The 22,615-nt window shown below is 68.7% G+C and carries 14 protein-coding genes, 3 rRNA genes and 1 pseudogene; 9 read left to right on the plus strand and 9 right to left on the minus strand.

Going from position 1 to position 22,615, the window contains the following annotated elements; all coding sequences use genetic code 11:
- Positions 1-158: 158 nt before the first annotated feature.
- The gene (locus CP977_RS18650) at positions 159-938 is read right to left on the minus strand and encodes a TetR/AcrR family transcriptional regulator (protein WP_372460709.1); all 780 of its coding nucleotides are present in this window, start codon (positions 936-938) and stop codon (positions 159-161) included.
- 359 nt (positions 939-1,297) lie between these two features.
- On the opposite strand from CP977_RS18650, the gene CP977_RS18655 reads away from it, so the two are divergent.
- Positions 1,298-2,662: an NAD(P)/FAD-dependent oxidoreductase gene (locus tag CP977_RS18655; RefSeq protein ID WP_109186692.1), complete on the plus strand. Its 1,365-nt coding sequence runs from the start codon at positions 1,298-1,300 to the stop codon at positions 2,660-2,662.
- Between the two features lie 106 nt (positions 2,663-2,768).
- A complete protein-coding gene (locus CP977_RS18660) occupies positions 2,769-4,400 on the plus strand; it encodes an ATP-binding SpoIIE family protein phosphatase (protein WP_152370514.1) in 1,632 nt (543 codons plus the stop codon).
- Here the strand turns inward: CP977_RS18660 and CP977_RS18665 are convergent.
- Positions 4,397-5,674, minus strand: a complete 1,278-nt coding sequence (locus tag CP977_RS18665; RefSeq protein WP_183953319.1) for an MFS transporter — start codon at positions 5,672-5,674, stop codon at positions 4,397-4,399. The genes CP977_RS18660 and CP977_RS18665 overlap by 4 nt on opposite strands.
- A gap of 154 nt (positions 5,675-5,828) precedes the next feature.
- On the opposite strand from CP977_RS18665, the gene CP977_RS18670 reads away from it, so the two are divergent.
- The 5 genes from CP977_RS18670 to CP977_RS18695 all read left to right on the plus strand — a co-directional run bounded on the left by CP977_RS18670 (position 5,829) and on the right by CP977_RS18695 (position 12,889).
- Positions 5,829-6,395 carry a MarR family winged helix-turn-helix transcriptional regulator gene (locus CP977_RS18670; RefSeq protein ID WP_062753456.1) on the plus strand — a complete coding sequence of 189 codons (567 nt, stop codon included), beginning with the start codon at positions 5,829-5,831 and terminating at the stop codon, positions 6,393-6,395.
- Positions 6,396-7,059: 664 nt separating this feature from the next.
- A 16S ribosomal RNA gene (locus CP977_RS18680) occupies positions 7,060-8,585 on the plus strand.
- Positions 8,586-8,870: 285 nt separating this feature from the next.
- Positions 8,871-11,993, plus strand: a 23S ribosomal RNA gene (locus tag CP977_RS18685).
- 82 nt (positions 11,994-12,075) lie between these two features.
- Positions 12,076-12,192: ribosomal RNA gene (gene rrf, locus CP977_RS18690) — 5S ribosomal RNA — on the plus strand.
- The 16S, 23S and 5S rRNA genes sit together here, the layout of an rRNA operon.
- A 118-nt stretch (positions 12,193-12,310) precedes the next feature.
- Positions 12,311-12,889 carry a GNAT family N-acetyltransferase gene (locus CP977_RS18695; RefSeq protein ID WP_109185569.1) on the plus strand — a complete coding sequence of 193 codons (579 nt, stop codon included), beginning with the start codon at positions 12,311-12,313 and terminating at the stop codon, positions 12,887-12,889.
- A gap of 35 nt (positions 12,890-12,924) precedes the next feature.
- Here CP977_RS18695 and CP977_RS18700 read toward each other — a convergent pair.
- Positions 12,925-13,239, minus strand: a pseudogene (locus CP977_RS18700) (HGxxPAAW family protein); the annotation flags it as partial.
- A 98-nt stretch (positions 13,240-13,337) separates the two neighbouring features.
- On the opposite strand from CP977_RS18700, the gene CP977_RS18705 reads away from it, so the two are divergent.
- Entirely contained in the window at positions 13,338-13,811 is a 474-nt protein-coding gene (locus CP977_RS18705; RefSeq protein WP_062753454.1) for a MarR family transcriptional regulator, read from the plus strand.
- Between the two features lie 6 nt (positions 13,812-13,817).
- Here CP977_RS18705 and CP977_RS18710 read toward each other — a convergent pair whose 3' ends face one another.
- The 6 genes from CP977_RS18710 to CP977_RS18735 all read right to left on the minus strand — a co-directional run bounded on the left by CP977_RS18710 (position 13,818) and on the right by CP977_RS18735 (position 21,063).
- Positions 13,818-15,458, minus strand: a complete 1,641-nt coding sequence (locus CP977_RS18710) for a P-loop NTPase family protein (RefSeq protein WP_152370516.1) — start codon at positions 15,456-15,458, stop codon at positions 13,818-13,820.
- A gap of 50 nt (positions 15,459-15,508) precedes the next feature.
- Complete coding sequence (locus CP977_RS18715; RefSeq protein WP_062753450.1) at positions 15,509-16,903, minus strand: ATP-binding protein; 1,395 nt, start codon at positions 16,901-16,903, stop codon at positions 15,509-15,511.
- 20 nt (positions 16,904-16,923) lie between these two features.
- Positions 16,924-18,477, minus strand: a complete 1,554-nt coding sequence (locus CP977_RS18720; protein WP_062753448.1) for an SCO6880 family protein — start codon at positions 18,475-18,477, stop codon at positions 16,924-16,926.
- Positions 18,474-19,808: a hypothetical protein gene (locus tag CP977_RS18725; protein WP_109185001.1), complete on the minus strand. Its 1,335-nt coding sequence runs from the start codon at positions 19,806-19,808 to the stop codon at positions 18,474-18,476. The genes CP977_RS18720 and CP977_RS18725 overlap by 4 nt, the downstream gene beginning before the upstream one ends.
- Positions 19,798-20,637 (minus strand): DUF8175 domain-containg protein, encoded by an 840-nt coding sequence (locus CP977_RS18730; protein WP_109185002.1) that lies wholly within the window; start codon positions 20,635-20,637, stop codon positions 19,798-19,800. The genes CP977_RS18725 and CP977_RS18730 overlap by 11 nt, the downstream gene beginning before the upstream one ends.
- Positions 20,638-20,754: 117 nt before the next feature.
- Positions 20,755-21,063: a hypothetical protein gene (locus tag CP977_RS18735; RefSeq protein WP_030221046.1), complete on the minus strand. Its 309-nt coding sequence runs from the start codon at positions 21,061-21,063 to the stop codon at positions 20,755-20,757.
- Positions 21,064-21,532: 469 nt separating this feature from the next.
- On the opposite strand from CP977_RS18735, the gene CP977_RS18740 reads away from it, so the two are divergent.
- Positions 21,533-22,492: a C40 family peptidase gene (locus tag CP977_RS18740; RefSeq protein WP_229991437.1), complete on the plus strand. Its 960-nt coding sequence runs from the start codon at positions 21,533-21,535 to the stop codon at positions 22,490-22,492.
- The last annotated feature ends 123 nt before the right edge of the window (positions 22,493-22,615 follow it).

Below are 22,615 nucleotides of genomic sequence, written 5' to 3' on the forward strand. Positions count from 1 at the left end.
GCGCCCCGTCCACATACCACTCGTCCGGGGCGACTTCCCGTATCCGGGCGTAACCGCTCACACGTTCGTGTCATGCTCGTCGGTCCGCCCGGACCACGGATCACACACCCGGCGAGGAGACGACTCCTCCCGGAAGAGCCCGCGGGAAGGTCCCGCCCCTACCGGGAGCGCAGCCCCTCGAGCAGGATGTCCAGGAGCCGCGCCGAAGCCGCCGCCTGCTGCACCGCGTCCGGCAGGGCCGGCGCCGCGGTCGCGATCACGAGCAGGACGTCCGCCACGGTCACGTCCTTCCGCAGCTCACCCGCCTCCCGCGCCCGGTCGACCAGCCGCCCGACGACCTCCAGGAGCTCGGAGGCCCCCGCGTCGTCCCGCTCCTCGGCCGGCACGCCGCGCGGCGCGACCACCCGCGCGTCCGCCTGCCCGTCACCACCCCGCTGGTACGGCACCCGGGCCGCCTCGTCCGCGTCGTCGGCGACGTCCGGCAGCACCGATTCGTCCACGCCCACCCGCAGCACCTGCGGCGGCAGCAGCCGCCCCGCGCCCGAGGCCACCGAGGTCCGCAGGAACCGGGAGAGCGCCGACCACGGCTCCTCCTCCTGGCCCAGCGCGGCCCGCGCCTGCTCGGTCAGCCGCGCGGTCTCCTCCTCGGCTATCCGGCGCACCAGCACGTCCTTGCTGGGGAAGCGCCGGTAGACGGTGCCGACGCCCACGCGCGCGCGACGCGCCACGTCCTCCATCGGAGCCCCGTAGCCGAGCTCGCCGAACACCTCGCGCGCGGCCCGCAGCACGTGCTCCAGATTGCGCTGCGCATCCACCCGCAGCGGCGCGGACCGGCCGCCCAGCGACAGCGCGCCGCGCTCGAAGCCGACGGCCCCCGCGGCACGCGCGTCGTCGACGGCCACCGATCCGGTGCCCGGCTGCCGACGTGAATCCTGCATCTGCATAAGCGTTCCCCCGCTCATGATGTCTCCCCCCGGAGACTCCCCGCCCTGACACGGGGCTTCCGGTCGACGAGCGCTTCGGTCCACGCGCTCCCATCCGACACCCCGACGAAGTACGAACATAGTTGAGTCGGAGTCAATTCAGAAGGGGGTGTTCCGCACGGTCCGCCCCCCGATCGGAGCAAGGACCGGATCACTCCCGTTTCCCACCCCCCGCCGGACCCGCCCCGACCTCCGTGACCAGGGTGGATCCTCCCGCGCCCGCCTCGCGCGCCACCCCGCGCCTCCGTACCCGCCCGGTCACACAATTTGTCGAGCCTGTGGACAAACAACGGGCGGGGGTGCGTCATGGGACAGTGACCGAACCTGCGCGCATTCTCGTGGTCGGCGGTGGCTACGTCGGCATGTACACCGCGCTGCGCCTCCAGCGGCAGCTCAGGGCGGAACTCCGATCCGGCGCCGCCGAGATCGTCGTGGTCACCCCCGAGCCGTACATGACGTACCAGCCGTTCCTGCCCGAGGCCGCCGCCGGCTCCATCTCCCCGCGCCACGTCGTCGTACCGCTGCGCCGCGTCCTCGACCGCTGCCGGATCCTCATCGGCGAGGTCCTCTCCGTCGACCACGCCAAGCGGACCGCGACCCTCTCCACCCTCGCCACCGACGAGGAGGGCACCGGCCCGGTCGAGCTCGCCTACGACGAACTGGTCCTCGCGCCCGGCTCCGTCTCCCGCACCCTCCCGGTCCCCGGCCTGGCCGAGCACGGCATCGGCTTCAAGACCGTCGAGGAGGCCATCGGCCTGCGCAACCACGTCATCGAGCAGATGGACATCGCCTCCTCCACCCGCGACCCCGCGATCCGCGACGCCGCCCTCACCTTCGTCTTCGTCGGCGGCGGCTACGCGGGCGTGGAGGCCCTCGCCGAGCTGGAGGACATGGCCCGCTACACCGCGCGGTACTACCACAACATCAAGCCCGGCGACCTGCGCTGGGTCCTCGTCGAGGCCTCCGACCGGATCCTCCCCGAGGTCGGCGAGACGATGGGCCGGTACGCCGTCCGCGAGCTGCGCGGCCGGAACGTCGACGTGCGCCTGGGAACCCGCCTCGACTCCTGCGAGGACCGGACCGCCGTGCTCAGCGACGGCACCCGGCTCCCCACCCGCACCGTCGTCTGGACCGCCGGCGTCAGGCCCGCCCCCCTCCTCGCCGCCACCGGCCTGCCCCTGAACGAACGCGGCCGGATCCGCTGCACCGCCCGGCTCTCCGTCGAGGGCGTCGACCACGCCTGGGCCGCCGGCGACGCCGCCGCCGTCCCCGACGTGACCTCCGGCGAACCCGGCAGGGAGTGCGCCCCCAACGCCCAGCACGCCGTCCGCCAGGCCCGCGTCCTCGCCGACAACATCGTCGCCTCCCTGCGCGGGCAGCCGCTCGAGGAGTACGCGCACGCGTACGCGGGCTCCGTCGCCTCCCTCGGCCTCCACAAGGGCGTCGCCCACGTCTACGGACGCAAACTCAAGGGATACCCGGCGTGGCTCATGCACCGGGCCTACCATCTGAGCCGGGTCCCCACCTTCAACCGGAAGGCCCGGGTCCTGGCCGAATGGACCCTGTCCGGCCTGTTCAAACGGGAGATCGTCTCCCTCGGCTCCCTGGAACACCCCCGCGCCGAATTCGAACTCGCCGCCTCCCCGCCCCCCGGAGACGACGACGAGCCGTCGTCCTGACATCACTGTCAGTGCACTCGTCCACACTGGGCGTGTGACCATAGGTGGGCTCACACCTGCACAGCGTGACTCTGCACGGCACCGACACCACGAGGCATACAGATCCGTGAACTTCACCCGTTGGAGCGCCCGGCTCCCCGGCACACAGCGCCGCACGGCGCGGGGGACCGAAGGCTCCGTGCCCGCCGCCCGCGGTGAGCACGGGCAGCAGCCGGAGCGGCCGGCCGACGTCGCCGAGGACGTCCCCTCCCTGGAGGACTTCTCCGTACGGGAGCTCCTCGGCCGCCTCCCCGGCCTGGTCGCGCTCGTGTACGGCCCGGAGCACCGCATCGCGTACGTCAACGACGCGTACGCCACCGCCTTCGGCCCCCGCACCCCCGGCGCCACCGTCGCCGCCACCTGCCCGGAGGCCGAGGACCTGGGCCTGGAGCCCCTCATGGACCAGGTGCTGCGCAGCGGCAAGCCCCGCACGGTCAAGTCCCGCCGCACCCGGGACGGCGGCTCGTACACGGTCACCTGCCTGCCCGTCGACAGCCCCCGGCTCGACGGCGGCGCCGTCCTCGTCCACGCCGCGGACGTCACCGACCACGCCGAGGCCGCCGAGCGGCTGCGCGCCAGCGAGCGCAAGCACCGCGAGACCGCCGTCACCCTCCAGCGCTCCCTGCTCCCGCAGGACCTGGAGCAGCCCGACGACCTGCGGATCGCCGCCACCTACCAGCCCGGCGGCACCGACGCGGCCGTCGGCGGCGACTGGTACGACGTGATCACCCTCGGCGCCGGCCGCACCGCGCTCGTCATCGGCGACGTGATGGGCCGGGGCGTCCGCGCCGCCGCCGGCATGGGCCAGCTCCGCACCGCCGTCCGGGCGTACGCGCGCCTGGACCTGCCCCCGCACGAGGTCCTCCAGCTCCTCGACGGCCTCGCCGCCGAGATCGACGCCAGCCAGATCGCCACCTGCGTGTACGCGGTCCACGACCCCAACGAGGGCAAGCTGGTGTACGCCTCCGCCGGCCACCTCCCGATCCTCGTACGGGACGAGGACGGCACCGTCCGCCAGGCCGAGGACCCCACGGGCCCGCCGCTCGGCACCGGCGGCTGGCTCCACACCTCGGGCTCCATCGCCCTGCCGCCCGGCTCCACCGCCGTCCTCTACACCGACGGCCTGGTCGAGCGGCGCCGCGAGGACATCGACGAGGGCGTCGCCGCCCTGGCCCGCGCCCTCTCCGGCGCGAGCGGCACCCCGCAGGTGGTCTGCGACCGGCTCCTGCGCTCCCTGGGAGTGACCGCCGAGCACGACGACGACGTCGCCGTCCTGGTCGTCCAGCACCCCTCCCGCGAGGGCACGGACGCGGAGCTCTTCCACAACGCCGCCCTGGAGCTCCTCGGCGGGGTGGAGGCGGCCCCCCGCGCGCGTGCCTTCGCCTCCGGGGTCCTCTCCAGCTGGCGCTTCCCGGTCGAACTGCGCGACCTGGGGGTCCTCGCCACCAGCGAGCTGGTGGGCAACTCCCTCCAGCACGGCACCCCGCCCATGCGCCTGCGACTGCGCCGCACCGACCGGCGCCTGATCATCGAGGTGACGGACGGCGACGACCACCTGCCGCGCCGCCGGAGGGCGGAAACGGAGGACGAGGCGGGTCGCGGAATCTCGATCATCGCGACGATCGCCTCGTCCTGGGGGAGCCGCCGCACCCCTGGCGGAGGCAAAGCGGTCTGGTGCGAGTTCGCCCTGAAGGACTAGGACGCCCCGACCGGCACGTCCTTCTCGACCGGCTCGTGCCGGGCGACGACCTTCGACGGCCGGAGGGCCAGGGACGGCTGGTTCTGCTCGGGGGTCAGCTGCTTGCCGAGCCGGACGGCGAGGAACGTGATCCCGAGCGAGAAGAGCACGAAGGTCACGATGTACGGACCGTGCAGCGCGGCCCCCATGGGCCCGCCCACGGCCGGACCGACGGCCAGCGCCAGCTGCTTCACCAGGGCGAAGGCCGAGTTGTACGAGCCGACCATCGACTCCGGCGCCAGATCGGCCACCAGCGGGGCCACGGTCGGCGACAGCATCGCCTCACCGAGCCCGAAGAGGGCGTACGTGGAGACGAAGGCCGCCGTCGCCATGGCCTGGCTGCCGTGCCCGAGGCCCGCGTACCCGGCGATGAGCCAGGCGACGGTCCAGATCAGGCCCACGGCCGCGATGACCCGGGACCGCTTGCGGCGCTCGACGAACTTCAGCACCAGGAACTGGGCCAGCACGATCACCGCCGTGTTGGCGGCGAGCGCGAGGCCGAGCGCGGACGGCTGGATCCCGGCGGCCTCGGTGCCGTACGCGGCGAGGCCCGACTCGAACTGTCCGTAGCAGGCGAAGAAGAGGACGAAGCCGAGGACGCACAGCTGCACCATCGCCTTGTGCCCGAGCAGCGCCCGGACGCCACCGCCCTTGCCGGCCCCGGACGGGCGGGCGTCCTGGAGCGCGGGGGAGCCCGGCATCCGGACGGCCCCGACGATCCCGGCGAGCACCAGGAACATCGCCGCCTCGATCGAGAACAGCAGGATGAAGCTGCCCGGCCGGCTGGTGTCGACCAGCTGCCCGCCGATCAGACCGCCGACGCCGAGGCCCAGGTTCTGCAGGAAGAACTGCGTGGCGAACGCCCGGGTGCGCCCGACGGGTGTCGAGCACCAGACGATCATCGTGGCGAGGGCCGGCTGGAGGACGGCCGTACCGGCACCCAGCAGCGTCGCGGCCCCCACGGCCGTCGGCACGCTGGAGGCGAAGCCCATCCCCACCGCGCCCACGGCGGCGACGACCGAGGCCACGAGCAGCACGGGCACGGGCCCGCGCCGGTCGATGGTCCGTCCGCTGAAGGGCAGCACCACGAGCGCGGCCATGGCGAAGACGGCCAGGACGATGCCCGCCGTCGCCGCGCCCAGATCCCGCACCTGTGCCACGTACACATAGAGGTACGGCACGGTGAAGCCGAGTCCGAACGCGCTCAGCGCGCTGCCTGCCTGAATCCGGCGCATCTCCGCGCCCCTCGCCTTGGTCACACTCACCCACTTCGGTCGCGGGTTCAGCCCTGTAGCCCTGAACCCTGAAGACTTAAAAGCTAAAGTTAACTCCTCAACTGTACACATAGAAGGACTTCGACGCCAACGAGGTCCGTGGGATACTCGCCGCATGCCCGAAAACCCCGAGCGGTCCGGCCCGCAGGCCCTCCAGGAGCCGAGCCTCGACGAGCAGATCGCCGCCTACCAGCGCGAGTTCCGCGACCTCGACCCCCAGGTCGAGAAGGTCGTCTCCGCCCTCGGCCGGCTGAACCGACGGATGAACGTGGCGTACGGACGCCAGCTCGCCGACCTCGGCATCAGCAACGCCGAATGGGAGGTCCTCAAGACGCTGGTCCTCTCCGGGGAGCCCTACCGGCTCGGCCCCGGCGAGCTGGCCAAGCGCCTGGGCCTCACCCCGGCCGCGATGACCCACCGCATCGACCGCATGGCGGGCGAGGGCCTGGTCACCCGCGACCGCGACGAGAACAACCGGGTCCGCGTGATCGTGGAGCTCACGGACGAGGGCCGTACGAAGTGGCTGGAGGCCATGCGCATGGCCACGGCCTTCGAGGAGGACCTCCTCCAGGACCTCACCGCGGAGGAGAAGGGCGTCCTGGGCGACGTCCTCATCCGCCTCCTCCGCCGCGTGGAGCACACCCAGCCCGACGCCGGCGGCCGCCTGACGGACCTCGACTGAGGCGACGGGGCGGCGGCCCGGGGCAGGTCGGAGGGAGGGGGTTGACACGCCCCTTTCGGATGCGTAGTGTTCTCCGAGTTGTCACGGAGCCGGAACGGTTCTGCGACAGCCACTCCCGCCGCTGATGCGGCACCTCTACTCAGCACGATCTCCCTCACGGGAAGAATTTCGGCATGCCGAAATTCATTTCGAAAGACTCGATTATGAGTCGCCGGGAGAATCCGCTAGAGTTTGAGACGTCGGAACGGCCCAACGGCCGGAAAGACAACTCCCGCTGACTGGGAATCAGACGCCGAAAGGATCTGATAGAGTCGGAACCGCCGGAAGGGCCCGGAGCGAAAGCGAAAGGGGCCGGAAAGCACCGAGGAAATCGGGTCGGAAAGATCTGATAGAGTCGGAAACGCAAGACCGAAGGGAAAAGCCCGGAGGAAAGCCCGCGAGGGTGAGTACGAAGGAAGCGTCCGTTCCTTGAGAACTCAACAGCGTGCCAAAAATCAACGCCAGATTAGTTGATACCCCGTCCATCTTCGGATGGTCGAGGTTCCTTTGAAAAAGTCCACCCCTTCGGGGTGGCACACACAGCGAGGACGCTGTGGACAGCCGGCCTTATTCCGGTCTGGCTGTCCCGCTCAACGCGAGTGTCACACCCGATTACGGGTAAACATTCACGGAGAGTTTGATCCTGGCTCAGGACGAACGCTGGCGGCGTGCTTAACACATGCAAGTCGAACGATGAAGCCCTTCGGGGTGGATTAGTGGCGAACGGGTGAGTAACACGTGGGCAATCTGCCCTTCACTCTGGGACAAGCCCTGGAAACGGGGTCTAATACCGGATACGACCTGCCGAGGCATCTCGGCGGGTGGAAAGCTCCGGCGGTGAAGGATGAGCCCGCGGCCTATCAGCTTGTTGGTGGGGTAATGGCCTACCAAGGCGACGACGGGTAGCCGGCCTGAGAGGGCGACCGGCCACACTGGGACTGAGACACGGCCCAGACTCCTACGGGAGGCAGCAGTGGGGAATATTGCACAATGGGCGCAAGCCTGATGCAGCGACGCCGCGTGAGGGATGACGGCCTTCGGGTTGTAAACCTCTTTCAGCAGGGAAGAAGCGCAAGTGACGGTACCTGCAGAAGAAGCGCCGGCTAACTACGTGCCAGCAGCCGCGGTAATACGTAGGGCGCAAGCGTTGTCCGGAATTATTGGGCGTAAAGAGCTCGTAGGCGGCTTGTCACGTCGGGTGTGAAAGCCCGGGGCTTAACCCCGGGTCTGCATCCGATACGGGCAGGCTAGAGTGTGGTAGGGGAGATCGGAATTCCTGGTGTAGCGGTGAAATGCGCAGATATCAGGAGGAACACCGGTGGCGAAGGCGGATCTCTGGGCCATTACTGACGCTGAGGAGCGAAAGCGTGGGGAGCGAACAGGATTAGATACCCTGGTAGTCCACGCCGTAAACGTTGGGAACTAGGTGTTGGCGACATTCCACGTCGTCGGTGCCGCAGCTAACGCATTAAGTTCCCCGCCTGGGGAGTACGGCCGCAAGGCTAAAACTCAAAGGAATTGACGGGGGCCCGCACAAGCAGCGGAGCATGTGGCTTAATTCGACGCAACGCGAAGAACCTTACCAAGGCTTGACATATACCGGAAAGCATCAGAGATGGTGCCCCCCTTGTGGTCGGTATACAGGTGGTGCATGGCTGTCGTCAGCTCGTGTCGTGAGATGTTGGGTTAAGTCCCGCAACGAGCGCAACCCTTGTCCTGTGTTGCCAGCATGCCCTTCGGGGTGATGGGGACTCACAGGAGACCGCCGGGGTCAACTCGGAGGAAGGTGGGGACGACGTCAAGTCATCATGCCCCTTATGTCTTGGGCTGCACACGTGCTACAATGGCCGGTACAAAGAGCTGCGATGCCGCGAGGCGGAGCGAATCTCAAAAAGCCGGTCTCAGTTCGGATTGGGGTCTGCAACTCGACCCCATGAAGTCGGAGTTGCTAGTAATCGCAGATCAGCATTGCTGCGGTGAATACGTTCCCGGGCCTTGTACACACCGCCCGTCACGTCACGAAAGTCGGTAACACCCGAAGCCGGTGGCCCAACCCCTTGTGGGAGGGAGCTGTCGAAGGTGGGACTGGCGATTGGGACGAAGTCGTAACAAGGTAGCCGTACCGGAAGGTGCGGCTGGATCACCTCCTTTCTAAGGAGCACAGCACCGGATGCAGACGAACGTTCTGCACGGTCAGCTCATGGGTGGAACGTTGATTAGTTGGCGTGAGTGTGACCTGAGGGTCTTCGAGTACTGCTTCGGCGTGGAAAGAAGTCACCGACGGCGGCTCACGCTTGGCACGTTGTTGGGTGTCTGAGGGTACGGCCGTCATGGTCTGCCTTCGTGGATGCCGGCCCCAGTAAAGCGACACAGCAGTGTCGTGTGATGGGTGGCTGGTCGTTGTTTGAGAACTACACAGTGGACGCGAGCATCTGTGGCCAAGTTTTTAAGGGCGCACGGTGGATGCCTTGGCACCAGGAACCGATGAAGGACGTGGGAGGCCACGATAGTCCCCGGGGAGCCGTCAACCAGGCTTTGATCCGGGGGTTTCCGAATGGGGAAACCCGGCAGTCGTCATGGGCTGTCACCCATGCCTGAACACATAGGGCATGTGGAGGGAACGAGGGGAAGTGAAACATCTCAGTACCCTCAGGAAGAGAAAACAACCGTGATTCCGGGAGTAGTGGCGAGCGAAACCGGATGAGGCCAAACCGTATGCGTGTGAGACCCGGCAGGGGTTGCGCATGCGGGGTTGTGGGATCTCTCTTTCACAGTCTGCCGGCTGTGAGGCGAGTCAGAAACCGTTGGTGTAGTCGAAGGACATGCGAAAGGTCCGGCGTAGAGGGTAAGACCCCCGTAGACGAAACATCAGCGGCTCGTTTGAGAGACACCCAAGTAGCACGGGGCCCGAGAAATCCCGTGTGAATCTGGCGGGACCACCCGCTAAGCCTAAATATTCCCTGGTGACCGATAGCGGATAGTACCGTGAGGGAATGGTGAAAAGTACCGCGGGAGCGGAGTGAAATAGTACCTGAAACCGTGTGCCTACAAGCCGTGGGAGCGTCGGACACAAGCTTGCTTGTGTCTCGTGACTGCGTGCCTTTTGAAGAATGAGCCTGCGAGTTTGCGGTGTGTTGCGAGGTTAACCCGTGTGGGGAAGCCGTAGCGAAAGCGAGTCCGAACAGGGCGCTTTTAGTAGCACGCTCAAGACCCGAAGCGGAGTGATCTAGCCATGGGCAGGTTGAAGCGGAGGTAAGACTTCGTGGAGGACCGAACCCACCAGGGTTGAAAACCTGGGGGATGACCTGTGGTTAGGGGTGAAAGGCCAATCAAACTCCGTGATAGCTGGTTCTCCCCGAAATGCATTTAGGTGCAGCGTCGTGTGTTTCTTGCCGGAGGTAGAGCACTGGATAGGCGATGGGCCCTACCGGGTTACTGACCTTAGCCAAACTCCGAATGCCGGTAAGTGAGAGCACGGCAGTGAGACTGTGGGGGATAAGCTCCATGGTCGAGAGGGAAACAGCCCAGAGCATCGACTAAGGCCCCTAAGCGTACGCTAAGTGGGAAAGGATGTGGAGTCGCAGAGACAACCAGGAGGTTGGCTTAGAAGCAGCCACCCTTGAAAGAGTGCGTAATAGCTCACTGGTCAAGTGATTCCGCGCCGACAATGTAGCGGGGCTCAAGCGTACCGCCGAAGTCGTGTCATTGCAGCATGTACTCCCAACGGAGGCTGTGATGGGTAGGGGAGCGTCGTGTGCCGGGTGAAGCAGCCGCGGAAGCGAGTTGTGGACGGTTCACGAGTGAGAATGCAGGCATGAGTAGCGATACACACGTGAGAAACGTGTGCGCCGATTGACTAAGGGTTCCTGGGTCAAGCTGATCTGCCCAGGGTAAGTCGGGACCTAAGGCGAGGCCGACAGGCGTAGTCGATGGACAACCGGTTGATATTCCGGTACCCGCTTTGAAACGCCCAATATCGAATCAGGCGATGCTAAGTCCGTGAAGCCGCCCCGGAGCCTTCGGGCAAAGGGGAGTGGTGGAGCCGACGAACCAGACTTGTAGTAGGTAAGCGATGGGGTGACGCAGGAAGGTAGTCCAGCCCGGGCGGTGGTTGTCCCGGGGTAAGGGTGTAGGCCGTGTGATAGGCAAATCCGTCACACATCAAGGCTGAGACCTGATGCCGAGCCGATTGTGGTGAAGTGGATGATCCTATGCTGTCGAGAAAAGCCTCTAGCGAGTTTCATGGCGGCCCGTACCCTAAACCGACTCAGGTGGTCAGGTAGAGAATACCGAGGCGTTCGGGTGAACTATGGTTAAGGAACTCGGCAAAATGCCCCCGTAACTTCGGGAGAAGGGGGGCCATCACTGGTGAAGGAACTTGCTTCCTGAGCTGGGGGTGGCCGCAGAGACCAGCGAGAAGCGACTGTTTACTAAAAACACAGGTCCGTGCGAAGCCGTAAGGCGATGTATACGGACTGACGCCTGCCCGGTGCTGGAACGTTAAGGGGACCGGTTAGTGACCTTTCGGGGTTGCGAAGCTGAGAACTTAAGCGCCAGTAAACGGCGGTGGTAACTATAACCATCCTAAGGTAGCGAAATTCCTTGTCGGGTAAGTTCCGACCTGCACGAATGGCGTAACGACTTCTCGACTGTCTCAACCATAGGCCCGGTGAAATTGCACTACGAGTAAAGATGCTCGTTTCGCGCAGCAGGACGGAAAGACCCCGGGACCTTTACTACAGTTTGATATTGGTGTTCGGTTCGGCTTGTGTAGGATAGGTGGGAGACTGTGAAACCGTGACGCCAGTCATGGTGGAGTCGTCGTTGAAATACCACTCTGGTCGTGCTGGATGTCTAACCTCGGTCCGTGATCCGGATCAGGGACAGTGTCTGATGGGTAGTTTAACTGGGGCGGTTGCCTCCCAAAGGGTAACGGAGGCGCCCAAAGGTTCCCTCAGCCTGGTTGGCAATCAGGTGTTGAGTGTAAGTGCACAAGGGAGCTTGACTGTGAGACCGACGGGTCGAGCAGGGACGAAAGTCGGGACTAGTGATCCGGCGGTGGCTTGTGGAAGCGCCGTCGCTCAACGGATAAAAGGTACCCCGGGGATAACAGGCTGATCTTCCCCAAGAGTCCATATCGACGGGATGGTTTGGCACCTCGATGTCGGCTCGTCGCATCCTGGGGCTGGAGTCGGTCCCAAGGGTTGGGCTGTTCGCCCATTAAAGCGGTACGCGAGCTGGGTTTAGAACGTCGTGAGACAGTTCGGTCCCTATCCGCTGTGCGCGTAGGAATATTGAGAAGGGCTGTCCCTAGTACGAGAGGACCGGGACGGACGAACCTCTGGTGTGCCAGTTGTCCTGCCAAGGGCATGGCTGGTTGGCTACGTTCGGGAGGGATAACCGCTGAAAGCATCTAAGCGGGAAGCCTGCTTCGAGATGAGTATTCCCACCTCCTTGAGAGGGTAAGGCTCCCAGTAGACGACTGGGTTGATAGGCCGGATGTGGAAGCCCCGTAAGGGGTGGAGCTGACCGGTACTAATAGGCCGAGGGCTTGTCCTCAGTTGCTCGCGTCCACTGTGTTAGTTCTGAAGCAACGAACACGCCCCCTGCGGGGTGCGGCGGTTCGTGAACTTCATAGAGTTTCGGTGGTCATAGCGTTAGGGAAACGCCCGGTTACATTCCGAACCCGGAAGCTAAGCCTTTCAGCGCCGATGGTACTGCAGGGGGGACCCTGTGGGAGAGTAGGACACCGCCGAACAATCATTGTGGGAAAGCCCCGCACCTCTGGTGCGGGGCTTTCCTGCGTTTACGGGGCCTTCGGTGGCCCCGGGAAATGTGATTGCCAGGGGCGTGTGTCCGTCGTCAGGATCGGGCTCATGGACGACTACCTGATACGCACCCCCCGCGCCGACGAGTGGGAGAAGGCCCGCGAGATCCGTCTCGACGCCCTTCGGGACCCGATCGCGCACCTGGCGTTCCTCGACACGTACGAGGCGGCCGTCGAGCGGCCCGACTCCTCCTGGCGGGAGTGGGCGGAGAAGTCGTCCGAGGGCGGTGACGGGAAGGCGCGGCAGTTCGTGGCCGAGAGGCCGGACGGCTCCTGGGCCGGCACGATCACGCTGCTCGTGGAGCGGCCCTCGGACGAGGCGGGGTTCGGCGAGGCGGCGAAGGCCGATCAGACGCACGTCGTGGGGGTGTACGTGCGTCCCGAGACGCGCGGGACGGGTGTGATCGACGCGCTGTTCCGGGCGGGCGTGGAGTGGTCCTGGTCGCTGACGGACCCGGTGGTCGAGCGGGTGCGGCTGTACGTGCACGAGGAGAACGCGCGGGCGGCGGCCTTCTACCGGCGGTTCGGGTTCGCGCCGACGGGCGAGCGGGTCGCGGTGCCGGGGAGCGGCTCGGCGGAGGAAGTGGAGTACGAGCTGAAGCGGCCGGAGGGCTCCGGGGCGCGGTAGGCGTGTTCCGTCGTGGGCCGGCCGCCCGCTTCCCCGGGTTCCGTGCGGGGGCGGCGGCCCGCCAGGCGACAGCCCAGGCAGTCGGGGTGGCCCTCACGGGCGGTGGTGTCCCGGACCCGCCAGTCCCACTGGTCGGCGGGGCGTGGGCCGGAGGGTTTGCCCCAGCCCGCCAGGTGCAGGACCCAGGTCGCGGCGGCGGCGAGAACGACCAGGGTCGCGCCGAGCCACAGGAGCCAGGCGCGGTCCAGGCAGATCCCGGCCCCGGCGGCGGTCGCGCCCGCTGCGGCGAAGGCGGTTCCGGTCCAGCCGGCCGGGGTGTGGCCGAGGTCGACGTCGCCGTGGGCACTCATGGGTGGCTCCTGTAGGGGTTCTGGGCGGGCAGGATGAAGGCACGAGAGAGACGTTTTATCTCACGAGCTAAGTAACTTAGATGCTAAGGAGTCTCTGCGTGCAGGGCAAGAGCCGCCCCCCGGCCACCGTCGGTGAGGCGATCCAGCGGATGGACGCGTACGTGGCCCTGGGCCTGATCGGACAGCAGGAGGTCGCACAGGCCCTCGGCGTCAACGTGACCGATCTGACCTGCCTCGGTCACGTCCTCGGCGCCGGCGAGGAGCCCCTCTCCGCCGGGGACCTGGCCGAACGCGCCAACCTCACCACCGGTGCCGTGACTGGTGTGCTCAACCGCCTGGAGAAGGCCGGGTACGCCCACCGCGTCCCCGACCCCGGCGACCGGCGCCGGGTGAGGGTCGTGGCCGACCCGGACGCGGCCGCGCGGCTCGTCGAGCTGTACGGGCCGTTCTACGCGCGCCTGGAGCAGGTCTTCGCCCGGTACACCCCGGAGGAGACCGCCGTGATCGCGGACTGGTTCGCCCACGCGGCCGAGGCTGCCCGCGCCCACCTCGACGCCCTGCGCGCCCGCTGAGGGGCGTCAGCCCCGGGGAGCCAGGGCGTCGTTCGGCCAGCGGGTTCTCGCCTGTTCGCGGGAGCGCATCAGGGCCAGGGTGGGAAGGCCCCGGGGCTCGCCCTCGGCCAGGAGGGCCGGGAGCGCGGGGAACGGGGCGACGGCGGCGACGTCGTCGAGCACCAGGGTGAGTGGTGGGTCGAGCCGACCGCCGGATGACCGTGCGGCCATGTGGCGGCCGCGCTCGACCACGCTTGCGGCGAGCGCCGTCAGGAGCGGCATCGCGCCGGGGTGGGTGCGGGGGTCCTCGATCGACTCACCCACCACGTAGAGGGTTCCCCCTTCGGGGAGGAAAGATGCCAGGGCCAGCGAATCCGTTCGATTCGGGGTGCAGGCCTCCCTGATGTGGACCGTGGAGAACGCCGAGAACGCACGGGCCGTCAGCTCCTGTGCCAGCCGGCGGCTTTCGGGGTGCGCGGTCAGGGCGGATTCGAGGAGCCCGGCCAGCCCGGACACTGCCCTGGGGTGGCTGCGGAGGACCCGTACGGGTTCATGGGCGTCCGAGCCCTGGGCCCAGCGGTGCACCTGCCGGAAGGGGCGCCCGTCGACGGCCGCCGCGTGCAGCCAGCAGCGCAGGAGCGTTTCCGCGGTGTCGGCGGTCGCCGCGTCGAGCCGGGAGTGCGGGCGGACCGGGGCGAGCAGGGCGGCGGCCCTGGCCTGGGCGGTCTCCGGATCCTCGCAGCCCTCGGAGGGCGACCAGTGCAGTCGGCCCGGGGTGTCGCAGAGGTGCCCGGGGTCGTAGACGAGGACCGGGCCGAGCTTGCCGCGCGCGTCCTTGGTGTCCGCCCAGACGGTGGGGTCGGAGGTGACGACGAGGACCGGGCCCTCGGCGTCCCGCACCGCCTGCACGGCGGCGGGGCGGCGGGCTTCGGGCGGGCCGAAGAGGGTGCCGGATCCTGCGTGGGCGTGGGCGTGACCGGGGGCCGGGTGGACGGGCGCAGGCTCGGGGATGGGGCGGGGCTGCGGGGGGATCTGCGGCTCGGTCGCGGTGAGGGGCGGCCTCGGGGTCTCCCGTACGGGGGTCAGGGGGGTGGGGGCGGGTTCCCGGGTGTGCTCGGGCGGAGTGGTGGACGCCGGGGCGGTGAACGCCGTGGGGGCCGGGGCCGGGGCGCTCGCCGGGTGGGGGCGGTCGTGGTCCCGTACGGGAGGCGGCGGGGCCCCGTCCCGTACCGGGTGCGGTCGTTCCTCCCGTACACGGGCGGCCTCGTGGGACTCCCGTACGGGAGTCCCGTACGTGCCCGTCTTGCGGTGGCTGCGGACCGCGCGCCAGCGGGCCACCGTGCCCAGGACGAAGATCGCGAGGACCGCCAGGATCATCGCCTCGCCGATCAGGAGGCCCCAGAAGAGGCCGTACCCGGACAGCTGGTCCGGCGGGGTGGCGGGCCAGGCCGCCGCGAGGTCCGTCGGGGCCGTCGCCAGGGAGCGCAGGGCCGGCGGCGTACCGGTGAAGGCGACGCCGTCCGGCCAGGACCCGTGGGCGAACAGGCCCGCCAGGCCGGTCGCCGTCCACACCAGGACCGTCAGGCAGAGGAGGAGGACGAACAGGCTGAGCAGCAGCCCGTCCGAGATCCCTCCGCCTCCCTTGCGCGCCGCGTCCGTCCGATCCATCCGCCCCACCTGCCTTGCCGTTCCGCCTCGCCGGGCCCGGCCCGTCGCGCCTACGCCACCGTGGACTGCGAGGAGCCGTTCATCTGCTGCTCGACGAGCATTGCCCGCTGCTCGGTCTCCCACTCCAGTTCCGGGTCGGTGACCGAGGACTCGGTCATGGCGCGGTCGGTGTAGACGAGCGGGCGTTCCTTCTCGGTGATGAGGTGTTTGACCACCTGCACGTTGCCGTTGACGTCCCAGACCGCGATGCCGGGGGTGAGGGTCGGGATGATCTCGACCGCCCAGCGGGGCAGGCCGAGGACCCGGCCGGTGTTGCGGGCCTCGTCGGCCTTCTGGGCGTAGATGGTCCTGGTCGAGGCCATTTTGAGGATCGCCGCGGCCTCCTTCGCGGCCGCTCCGTCCACGACGTCGGAGAGGTGGTGGACGACGGCGACGAAGGAGAGGCCGAGGCGGCGGCCGAACTTCAGGAGGCGCTGGAACAGCTGGGCCACGAACGGGCTGTTGATGATGTGCCAGGCCTCCTCGACCAGGAAGATGCGCTTCTTCCGGTCGGGGCGGATCCAGGTGTGCTCCAGCCAGACGCCGACGATCGCCATGAGGATCGGCATGGCGATGGAGTTGCGGTCGATGTGGGAGAGGTCGAAGACGATCAGGGGCGCGTCGAGGTCGATGCCGACGGTCGTCGGGCCGTCGAACATGCCGCGCAGGTCGCCGTCGACCAGGCGGTCCAGGACGAGGGCGACGTCCAGGCCCCAGGCGCGTACGTCCTCTATGGCGACGTTCATCGCCTCCGCCGACTCGGCCTTGGGGTGGCGCAGTTGCTCGACGATGTCGGTGAGGATCGGCTGGCGGTCGGTGACGTGGTTGTTCACGTACGCGTGGGCGACCTTGAGCGCGAAGCCGGAGCGCTCGTCGAGGCCGTGGCCCATCGCCACCTCGATGATGGTGCGGAGCAGCGCGAGCTGGCCCGTGGTGGTGATCGACGGGTCGAGCGGGTTGAGGCGGATCCCGGCGTCGTTGGCGACCATCGGGTCCAGGCGGATGGGGGTTATCCCCAGCTCCTGGGCGATGAGGTTCCACTCGCCGACGCCGTCCTCGCCCTGGGCGTCGAGGACGACGACCTGCCGGTCGCGGAAGCGGAGCTGGCGGAGGACGTACGTCTTCTCCAGGGCCGACTTGCCGTTGCCGGACTCGCCGAGGACCAGCCAGTGGGGGGCGGGGAGCTGCTGCCCGTACAGCTGGAAGGGGTCGTAGATGTAGCCCTTGCCGCTGTAGACCTCGCGGCCGATGATGACGCCGGAGTCGCCGAGGCCGGGGGCGGCGGTCGGCAGGTAGACGGCCTGGGCCTGTCCGGTGGAGGTGCGGACGGGCAGGCGGGTCGTCTCCACCTTCCCGAAGAGGAAGGAGGTGAAGGCCTCGGTGAGGACGGACAGCGGATCTCGCATGGGTCTGTGCCCCTTCGGCCCTAGCGGCGGATGCCGGTCGCGAACGGCAAGGTGTTCACAAAGGCCCGGTGGTGCTCGCGGTCGCACCACTCCAGCTTCAGGTACGACTTGCCGGCCGAGGCCCTGATCGTGCGCTTGTCCCGGGCGAGGGCCTCGGGCGAACGCGACGACACCGTGATGTACCCGACGAGGTTGACCCCGGCAGCGCCGCTGGCGAGATCTTCACCCCGCTGGTCGAGCCGGCCGTGGGCGGCGATGTCGCGCGGGTCGACCGTGCGGTTCATCTTGGCGGCGCGGCTGGCGTCGGCCTCGTCGTTGGTCTTCTCGGTGAGCATGCGCTCGATGGCGACCTCGGTGGGTTCCAGGTCCATGGTGACGGCGACCGTGCGGATGACGTCGGGGGTGTGGACGAGGAGCGGGGCGAGGAAGTTGACGCCGACGGGGGTCATCGGCCACTCCTTGACCCAGGCGGTGGCGTGGCACCAGGGGGCGCGGGTGGAGGACTCGCGGGTCTTGGCCTGCAGGTACGTCGGTTCCATCGCGTCCAGCTCGGCCGGCCAGGCGTTTCGTTTCGTCATGGCCTGGATGTGGTCGATGGGGTGGTCCGGGTCGTACATGGAGTGCACGAGGGACGCGAGCCGGGACTGGCCGAGGGGCTGGCGGACGCGGATGTCGGCCTCGGCGAGGCGGGCGCAGATGTCGGTGAGCTCGCGGGCCATGACGACGGCGAGGCCGGCGTCGCGGTCGAGGCGGCGGGCGCCGGAGGCGTGCTTGGCGGCGCGGGCCATGGCGTTGGCCTCGGCGGCGAGCTCGCGGGTGTAGTGCATGCAGGCGACGAGGTAGGCGCGGTGCTGCTCGCTGGAGGTGGAGACCATGGACTGGAGCTGGTCGTAGGACTCCTGGAGCCACGCGGGCGCGTGCGGGTCGCCGCGCTGGCCGACGTCCTTGGCGTGCGCGTCGGGGTCGGCGGGGAGGGTGCGGGCGAGCATCTGGAGGCGGGTGACGAAGCCGTCGCCGTTGGCGACGTGCTTGAGGAGGGTGCCGAAGCGGTCGACGAGGGCCTCCTGGTCCTCGCTGTCGCGCAGGCCGACGCCGGGGCCCTCGATCTCGATGGCGGCGGTGACGGTGCGGCGGTCGGCGTGGAGGAGGACGGCGATCTCGTCGGGGCCGAAGGGGGCGGAGAGCCAGCCGACGCGGCCGATGCCGGGGGGCGGGCCGATCTCGACCTCGCGGCCGTCGAGGCGGGTGCCGGCCTCGACGACGGAGGAGCGGTAGGCGGTGCCGCGCTTGAGCATGCGCTTGTAGCTGCGGTTGATCTCGTACCACTTGTAGAAGGTGCGGCCCTTGTACGGGAGGTACACGGCGGCGATCGCGAGCATGGGGAGGCCCGCGAGGAGGGCGATCCGCAGGGGGAGGGAGGGGACGAGGAGTCCGCTCATCATGCCGAGGAAGGCGCCGACGATGATCAGGGCGATCTCGCCGGTCTCGCGGTTCTTGCCGACGATCGCGTTCGGCCGGGCGCGGCCGATGAGATACGTGCGGCGGGGCGCGACCGGCTGGGACTGGGTCGTCAACGCCCTGCACCTCCAGAGTTCTTGCGGTTGCCGTGCGGGGTGCCCGCGGTGGGGCTGCTGCTGCGGGGGGCGGGGGGCGGTGTCGCGCCGCCGCCTCCGGCGCCGCCGCGGCCGCTGTGGGCGGCCATGCCGCCGGAGAGCTGGTTGGCGGGGCGGGGGGCGGGGGAGGCCTGACCGCCGCCTCCGCCGTCGCCGCGGGAGCTGTGGGTCTTGATGCCCTGGGAGACGAGGGAGGCGGGGGAGGAGATGACGGCGGCGGCGGTGTTCTCGCCCGCGCGGTGGAGGCGGTTGTTGCGGGAGGCGACGATCTCGTCGCCGAAGCCGGGGACGAAGCGGTAGATCATCGCGGAGGCGAAGATGGCGAGCAGGATGATCGCGAGGCCGGAGACGACGGCGGAGAAGGAGTCGGGGCCGGTGCCGGAGGAGAGGGCGCCGGCGAGGCCGAGGACGATGACGATGACCGGCTTGACCAGGATGATCGCGATCATGATGCCGGCCCAGCGGCGGACGTGGCCCCACATGTTCTTGTCGACGAGGCCGGAGTAGACGACGACGCCGAGGAGGGCGCCGACGTACAGCATGACGGCGCGGAGGAACAGCTCCAGGTAGAGGACGCCGGCGGCGATCACGGTCACCAGGGACACGATGATCAGCATGATGGGGCCGCCGCCGATGCTGTCGCCCTTCTGGAGGGCCTCCTTGAAGCTGCCGAAGAAGACGTCGGTCTGCTGGCCGGTGCCGGAGGCGATGACCTCGGTGACGGCGTCGGTGGCGTTGACGACGGTGTAGAGGATCAGGGGGGTGAAGGCGGAGGCGAGGACCGTCAGCCAGAGGAAACCGATGGCTTCGGAGAGGGCGGTGGTGAGGGGGACGCCGCGGATGGCTCGCTTGGCGACGGCGAGGAGCCAGAGGAGGAGGGTGAGGACGGTGGAGGCGGCGAAGACGACGGCGTAGCGGCCGAGGAACTCCATGTTGGTGAAGTCCACGTCGGCGGTCTCTTTGACGGCCTTGGAGAGGTAGTCGATGGTGGCGGTGGCGGCGTCGGCGAAGCCTCGGGAGAGGGAGGTTAGGGGGTCGAGGGCCGTGGTGGGGTCGGTGAGGGGGTCCTGGGTGCCTCCGCCGCCGGTCTCTCCCTTCTCGCAGTGCTCCCTGGCCTGTCCCGTGAGGAGGTCGCAGCCCCTGCTGCTCGCGCTCGGGGAAGGCGTGGGCGTGGGTGTCGGCGGTGGCGTGGGGTCCGCGAAGGCCCGGTCGGCGAACAGGACGGCGGCCGTCTGGACCGCGCCGAACGCGGTGACGAACCAGGAGCCGCGGACGAGGGGCTTACCGGGCATAAGTGAAGCCTCCGAACTGTCCGACGGCGTCCGCCATGTCCTGGGCGGCGGAAGCCCGCTGGTCGCGGGCGACGGGCACGGGGCCGTCCTTCTGGGTGGTCTTGGTGACCTTCCAGTCGCCGTCGGCCCACCGCAGTTCGAACGTGTCGGTGTACCAGGCCTCGGAGACGGGGTTCCGCGAGGTCTCGCCCGCGAGGCCGAACAGGGTCGAGTACCAGACCGACACCGTCGCCCGGTCGGCGGTGTAGCTCTCCACCTTGGAGCCCACGGGAATGACCCGGGAGATGAACGTCATGCCCTGCGGGGCCGTGCCGTCGGCCTCCAGGCCGATGCGGGCCAGGAGTTCCCTGGAGCCGTAGGCCTGGTCGAGGTCGTTCCTGCGGGCGGCCGCGGCGTCGGGGGTGTAGACCGTGGTGACGATCTCGTCGCGTCCGGCGGTGGTGAACATCGCCGCCGACCCCAGCGCCACCGCGTAGTTCGTCGCCGCGCTCTGGGCGCCCTGTTCGTCGTGGGCGTAGCCCGTGGGGATCGGGCCGTTCTTGGTGGTGACCGGGGGGACGCCGGTGGCGGCAGTGGGGGCCGCCTTGCCCGGGGTGCCGGAGCGGGGGGCGGACGGGTCCGCCGGGTCGCCCCCGCCGCGGTTGGCGAGGGCGATGGCGCCGACGAGGAGGACCACCACGCCCACGACCGTGACGAGGGAGCGGGAGCTGCGGACGGGGCGGCGGCCGGCGCCGTACACGTCGCCGCTGTTGCCCTCGGGCAGGCGGGTCCGGGTCTGGCCCGAGCCGCCCACGCCGCCGAAGCTGTCGTGCTCGTCTCCGGGACTCATGCCGGGTACGCCCCCTCACTCGTTCGCGGGTACGGCCGTGCTGCAACAGGACTGGGCATCAGGTTCAGGTGGGCAATCCGGGTGGGCGGGTCGCGGAGCGGTCGGTCCGACGGGTCGTCAGACGGCCATCCCGTACACGATGGTGAAGAGCGTCCCCAGCGAGCCGATGATGAAGACGCCGGTCAGGCCGGCCACGATCAGGCCCTTGCCCTGTTCCGCGCTGAACGTGTCGCGGAGGGCGGTCGCGCCGATGCGCTGCTTGGCCGCGCCCCAGATGGCGATGCCCAGGCAGAGCAGGATGGCCACCGCCATCACGACCTCGATCATGATCTTGGCCTCGTTGCCCAGGCTCCCGAAGGGCCCCCAGTTCGGGGCGATTCCACCGATAATGGTGGTGATGTCGCCTTTTTCAGCCGCCAGGTACATGTAACTCACCGCCCCTGTATGGGTTGTTGGCCGCCCTTCTCGGACGGCACGGGTCATCGCCCTATCTTCGCTGATGAAACCGCTCGCGTGTGACTGCTTGACGGCTCTCTTTACCCGATCCCCGCACACTTGACCGGTCTGACCGTCTTGACCTGCGGTGGCGTGGCCGGTTTTCGTGTGAAGAAGCGTATGGTCACTCTGTGTATCACGGAGGGTGACTCCGGGCAATGATCGTCGTTGTTCCACTCTTGGGGCGGCGTGCGGGCGGCGGGCGGGCGGCGCACGCAGGGCGCGTGTGACGAGGTCGTCGCGCACCGTCCCCACGGGGGGCTTCGCCGCCTAGACTGGCTTCCCGGACGTACTGCCATGGGCCGAGGGGTGGTTGACGGTGCGTAGGGCGGCCCGCGGGGCGGGCAGGGCGTGGCTGGTGGCCGGCGGGGTCTTCGGGGTCTGCCTCGCCTTCGTGGCCATGCTCGTCGTCGGCACGTACTCCGCGGCCTCGGGCCTCGCCGCCGGCGCGGGCAGCGGGAAGAACGGCACCGTGGCGCTCGCCAAGGGCGCCGTCCCGGCCCTCTACCAGGGGCTCGTGCAGCGCTGGGGGAACCTCTGCCCCGCCATCAACCCGGCCCTGCTCGCCGCGCAGCTCTACCAGGAGAGCGGCTGGAACCCGCGGGCCGTCTCCCCGGCCGACGCCCGGGGCATCGCCCAGTTCATCCCCGGCACCTGGGCCAGCCACGGCATCGACGGGGACGGGGACGGGGACCGGGACATCTGGGACCCGAAGGACGCGATCCCGTCGGCCGCCTCGTACGACTGCGAGCTCGCCACGTACGTGAAGGACGTGCCCGGGGACCCGGCGAGCAACATGCTGGCCGCGTACAACGCGGGCGCGTACCGGGTGATCCGGCACGGCGGGGTCCCGCCCATCAGCGAGACCCAGAACTACGTCCGCATCATCAAGTCCCTGGAGAAGAGCTTCGCCCGGCCCCTCGGCCGCGTCGACCCGTCGCGGCAGGCCGCGGGCGCCATCCACTTCGCACAGCAGAAGCTCGGCACCCTCTACCTCTGGGGCGGTACGGGCACGGCCGCGCAGAACGGCCGGTTCGACTGCTCCGGGCTGACCCAGGCCGCGTACGACACCGTCGGCATCCCGCTGCCGCGCGTCGCCAACGACCAGTACAACGCCGGGCCGCACCCCTCGCGCGAGGAGCTGCTCCCCGGGGACCTGGTCTTCTTCTCGGACGACCTGACCAACTCGCGGGCCATCCGGCACGTCGGCATCTACGTCGGCGGCGGGTACATGATCAACGCGCCGCGGACCGGGGCGGTGATCCGCTTCGACCGGATCGACACGCCGGACTACTTCGGCGCCACCCGGGTCACCCCGGAGGGCGCCGCCGCCCTGCCCACGCACCCGCCGCAGACGTAGGGAGGCGTTCGGGGCGTACGGGACATGGCCGGAACTCTCCGTCATGCACAGGCCCTGAGCTGCGGCCGGCCGTCACTCTTCGATAACGTCCTCATGATCCACCGGAGAGAGCGGAACGCACGC

This window comes from Streptomyces cinereoruber, from assembly GCF_009299385.1.
In the GTDB taxonomy this organism is placed as follows: domain Bacteria; phylum Actinomycetota; class Actinomycetes; order Streptomycetales; family Streptomycetaceae; genus Streptomyces; species Streptomyces bikiniensis.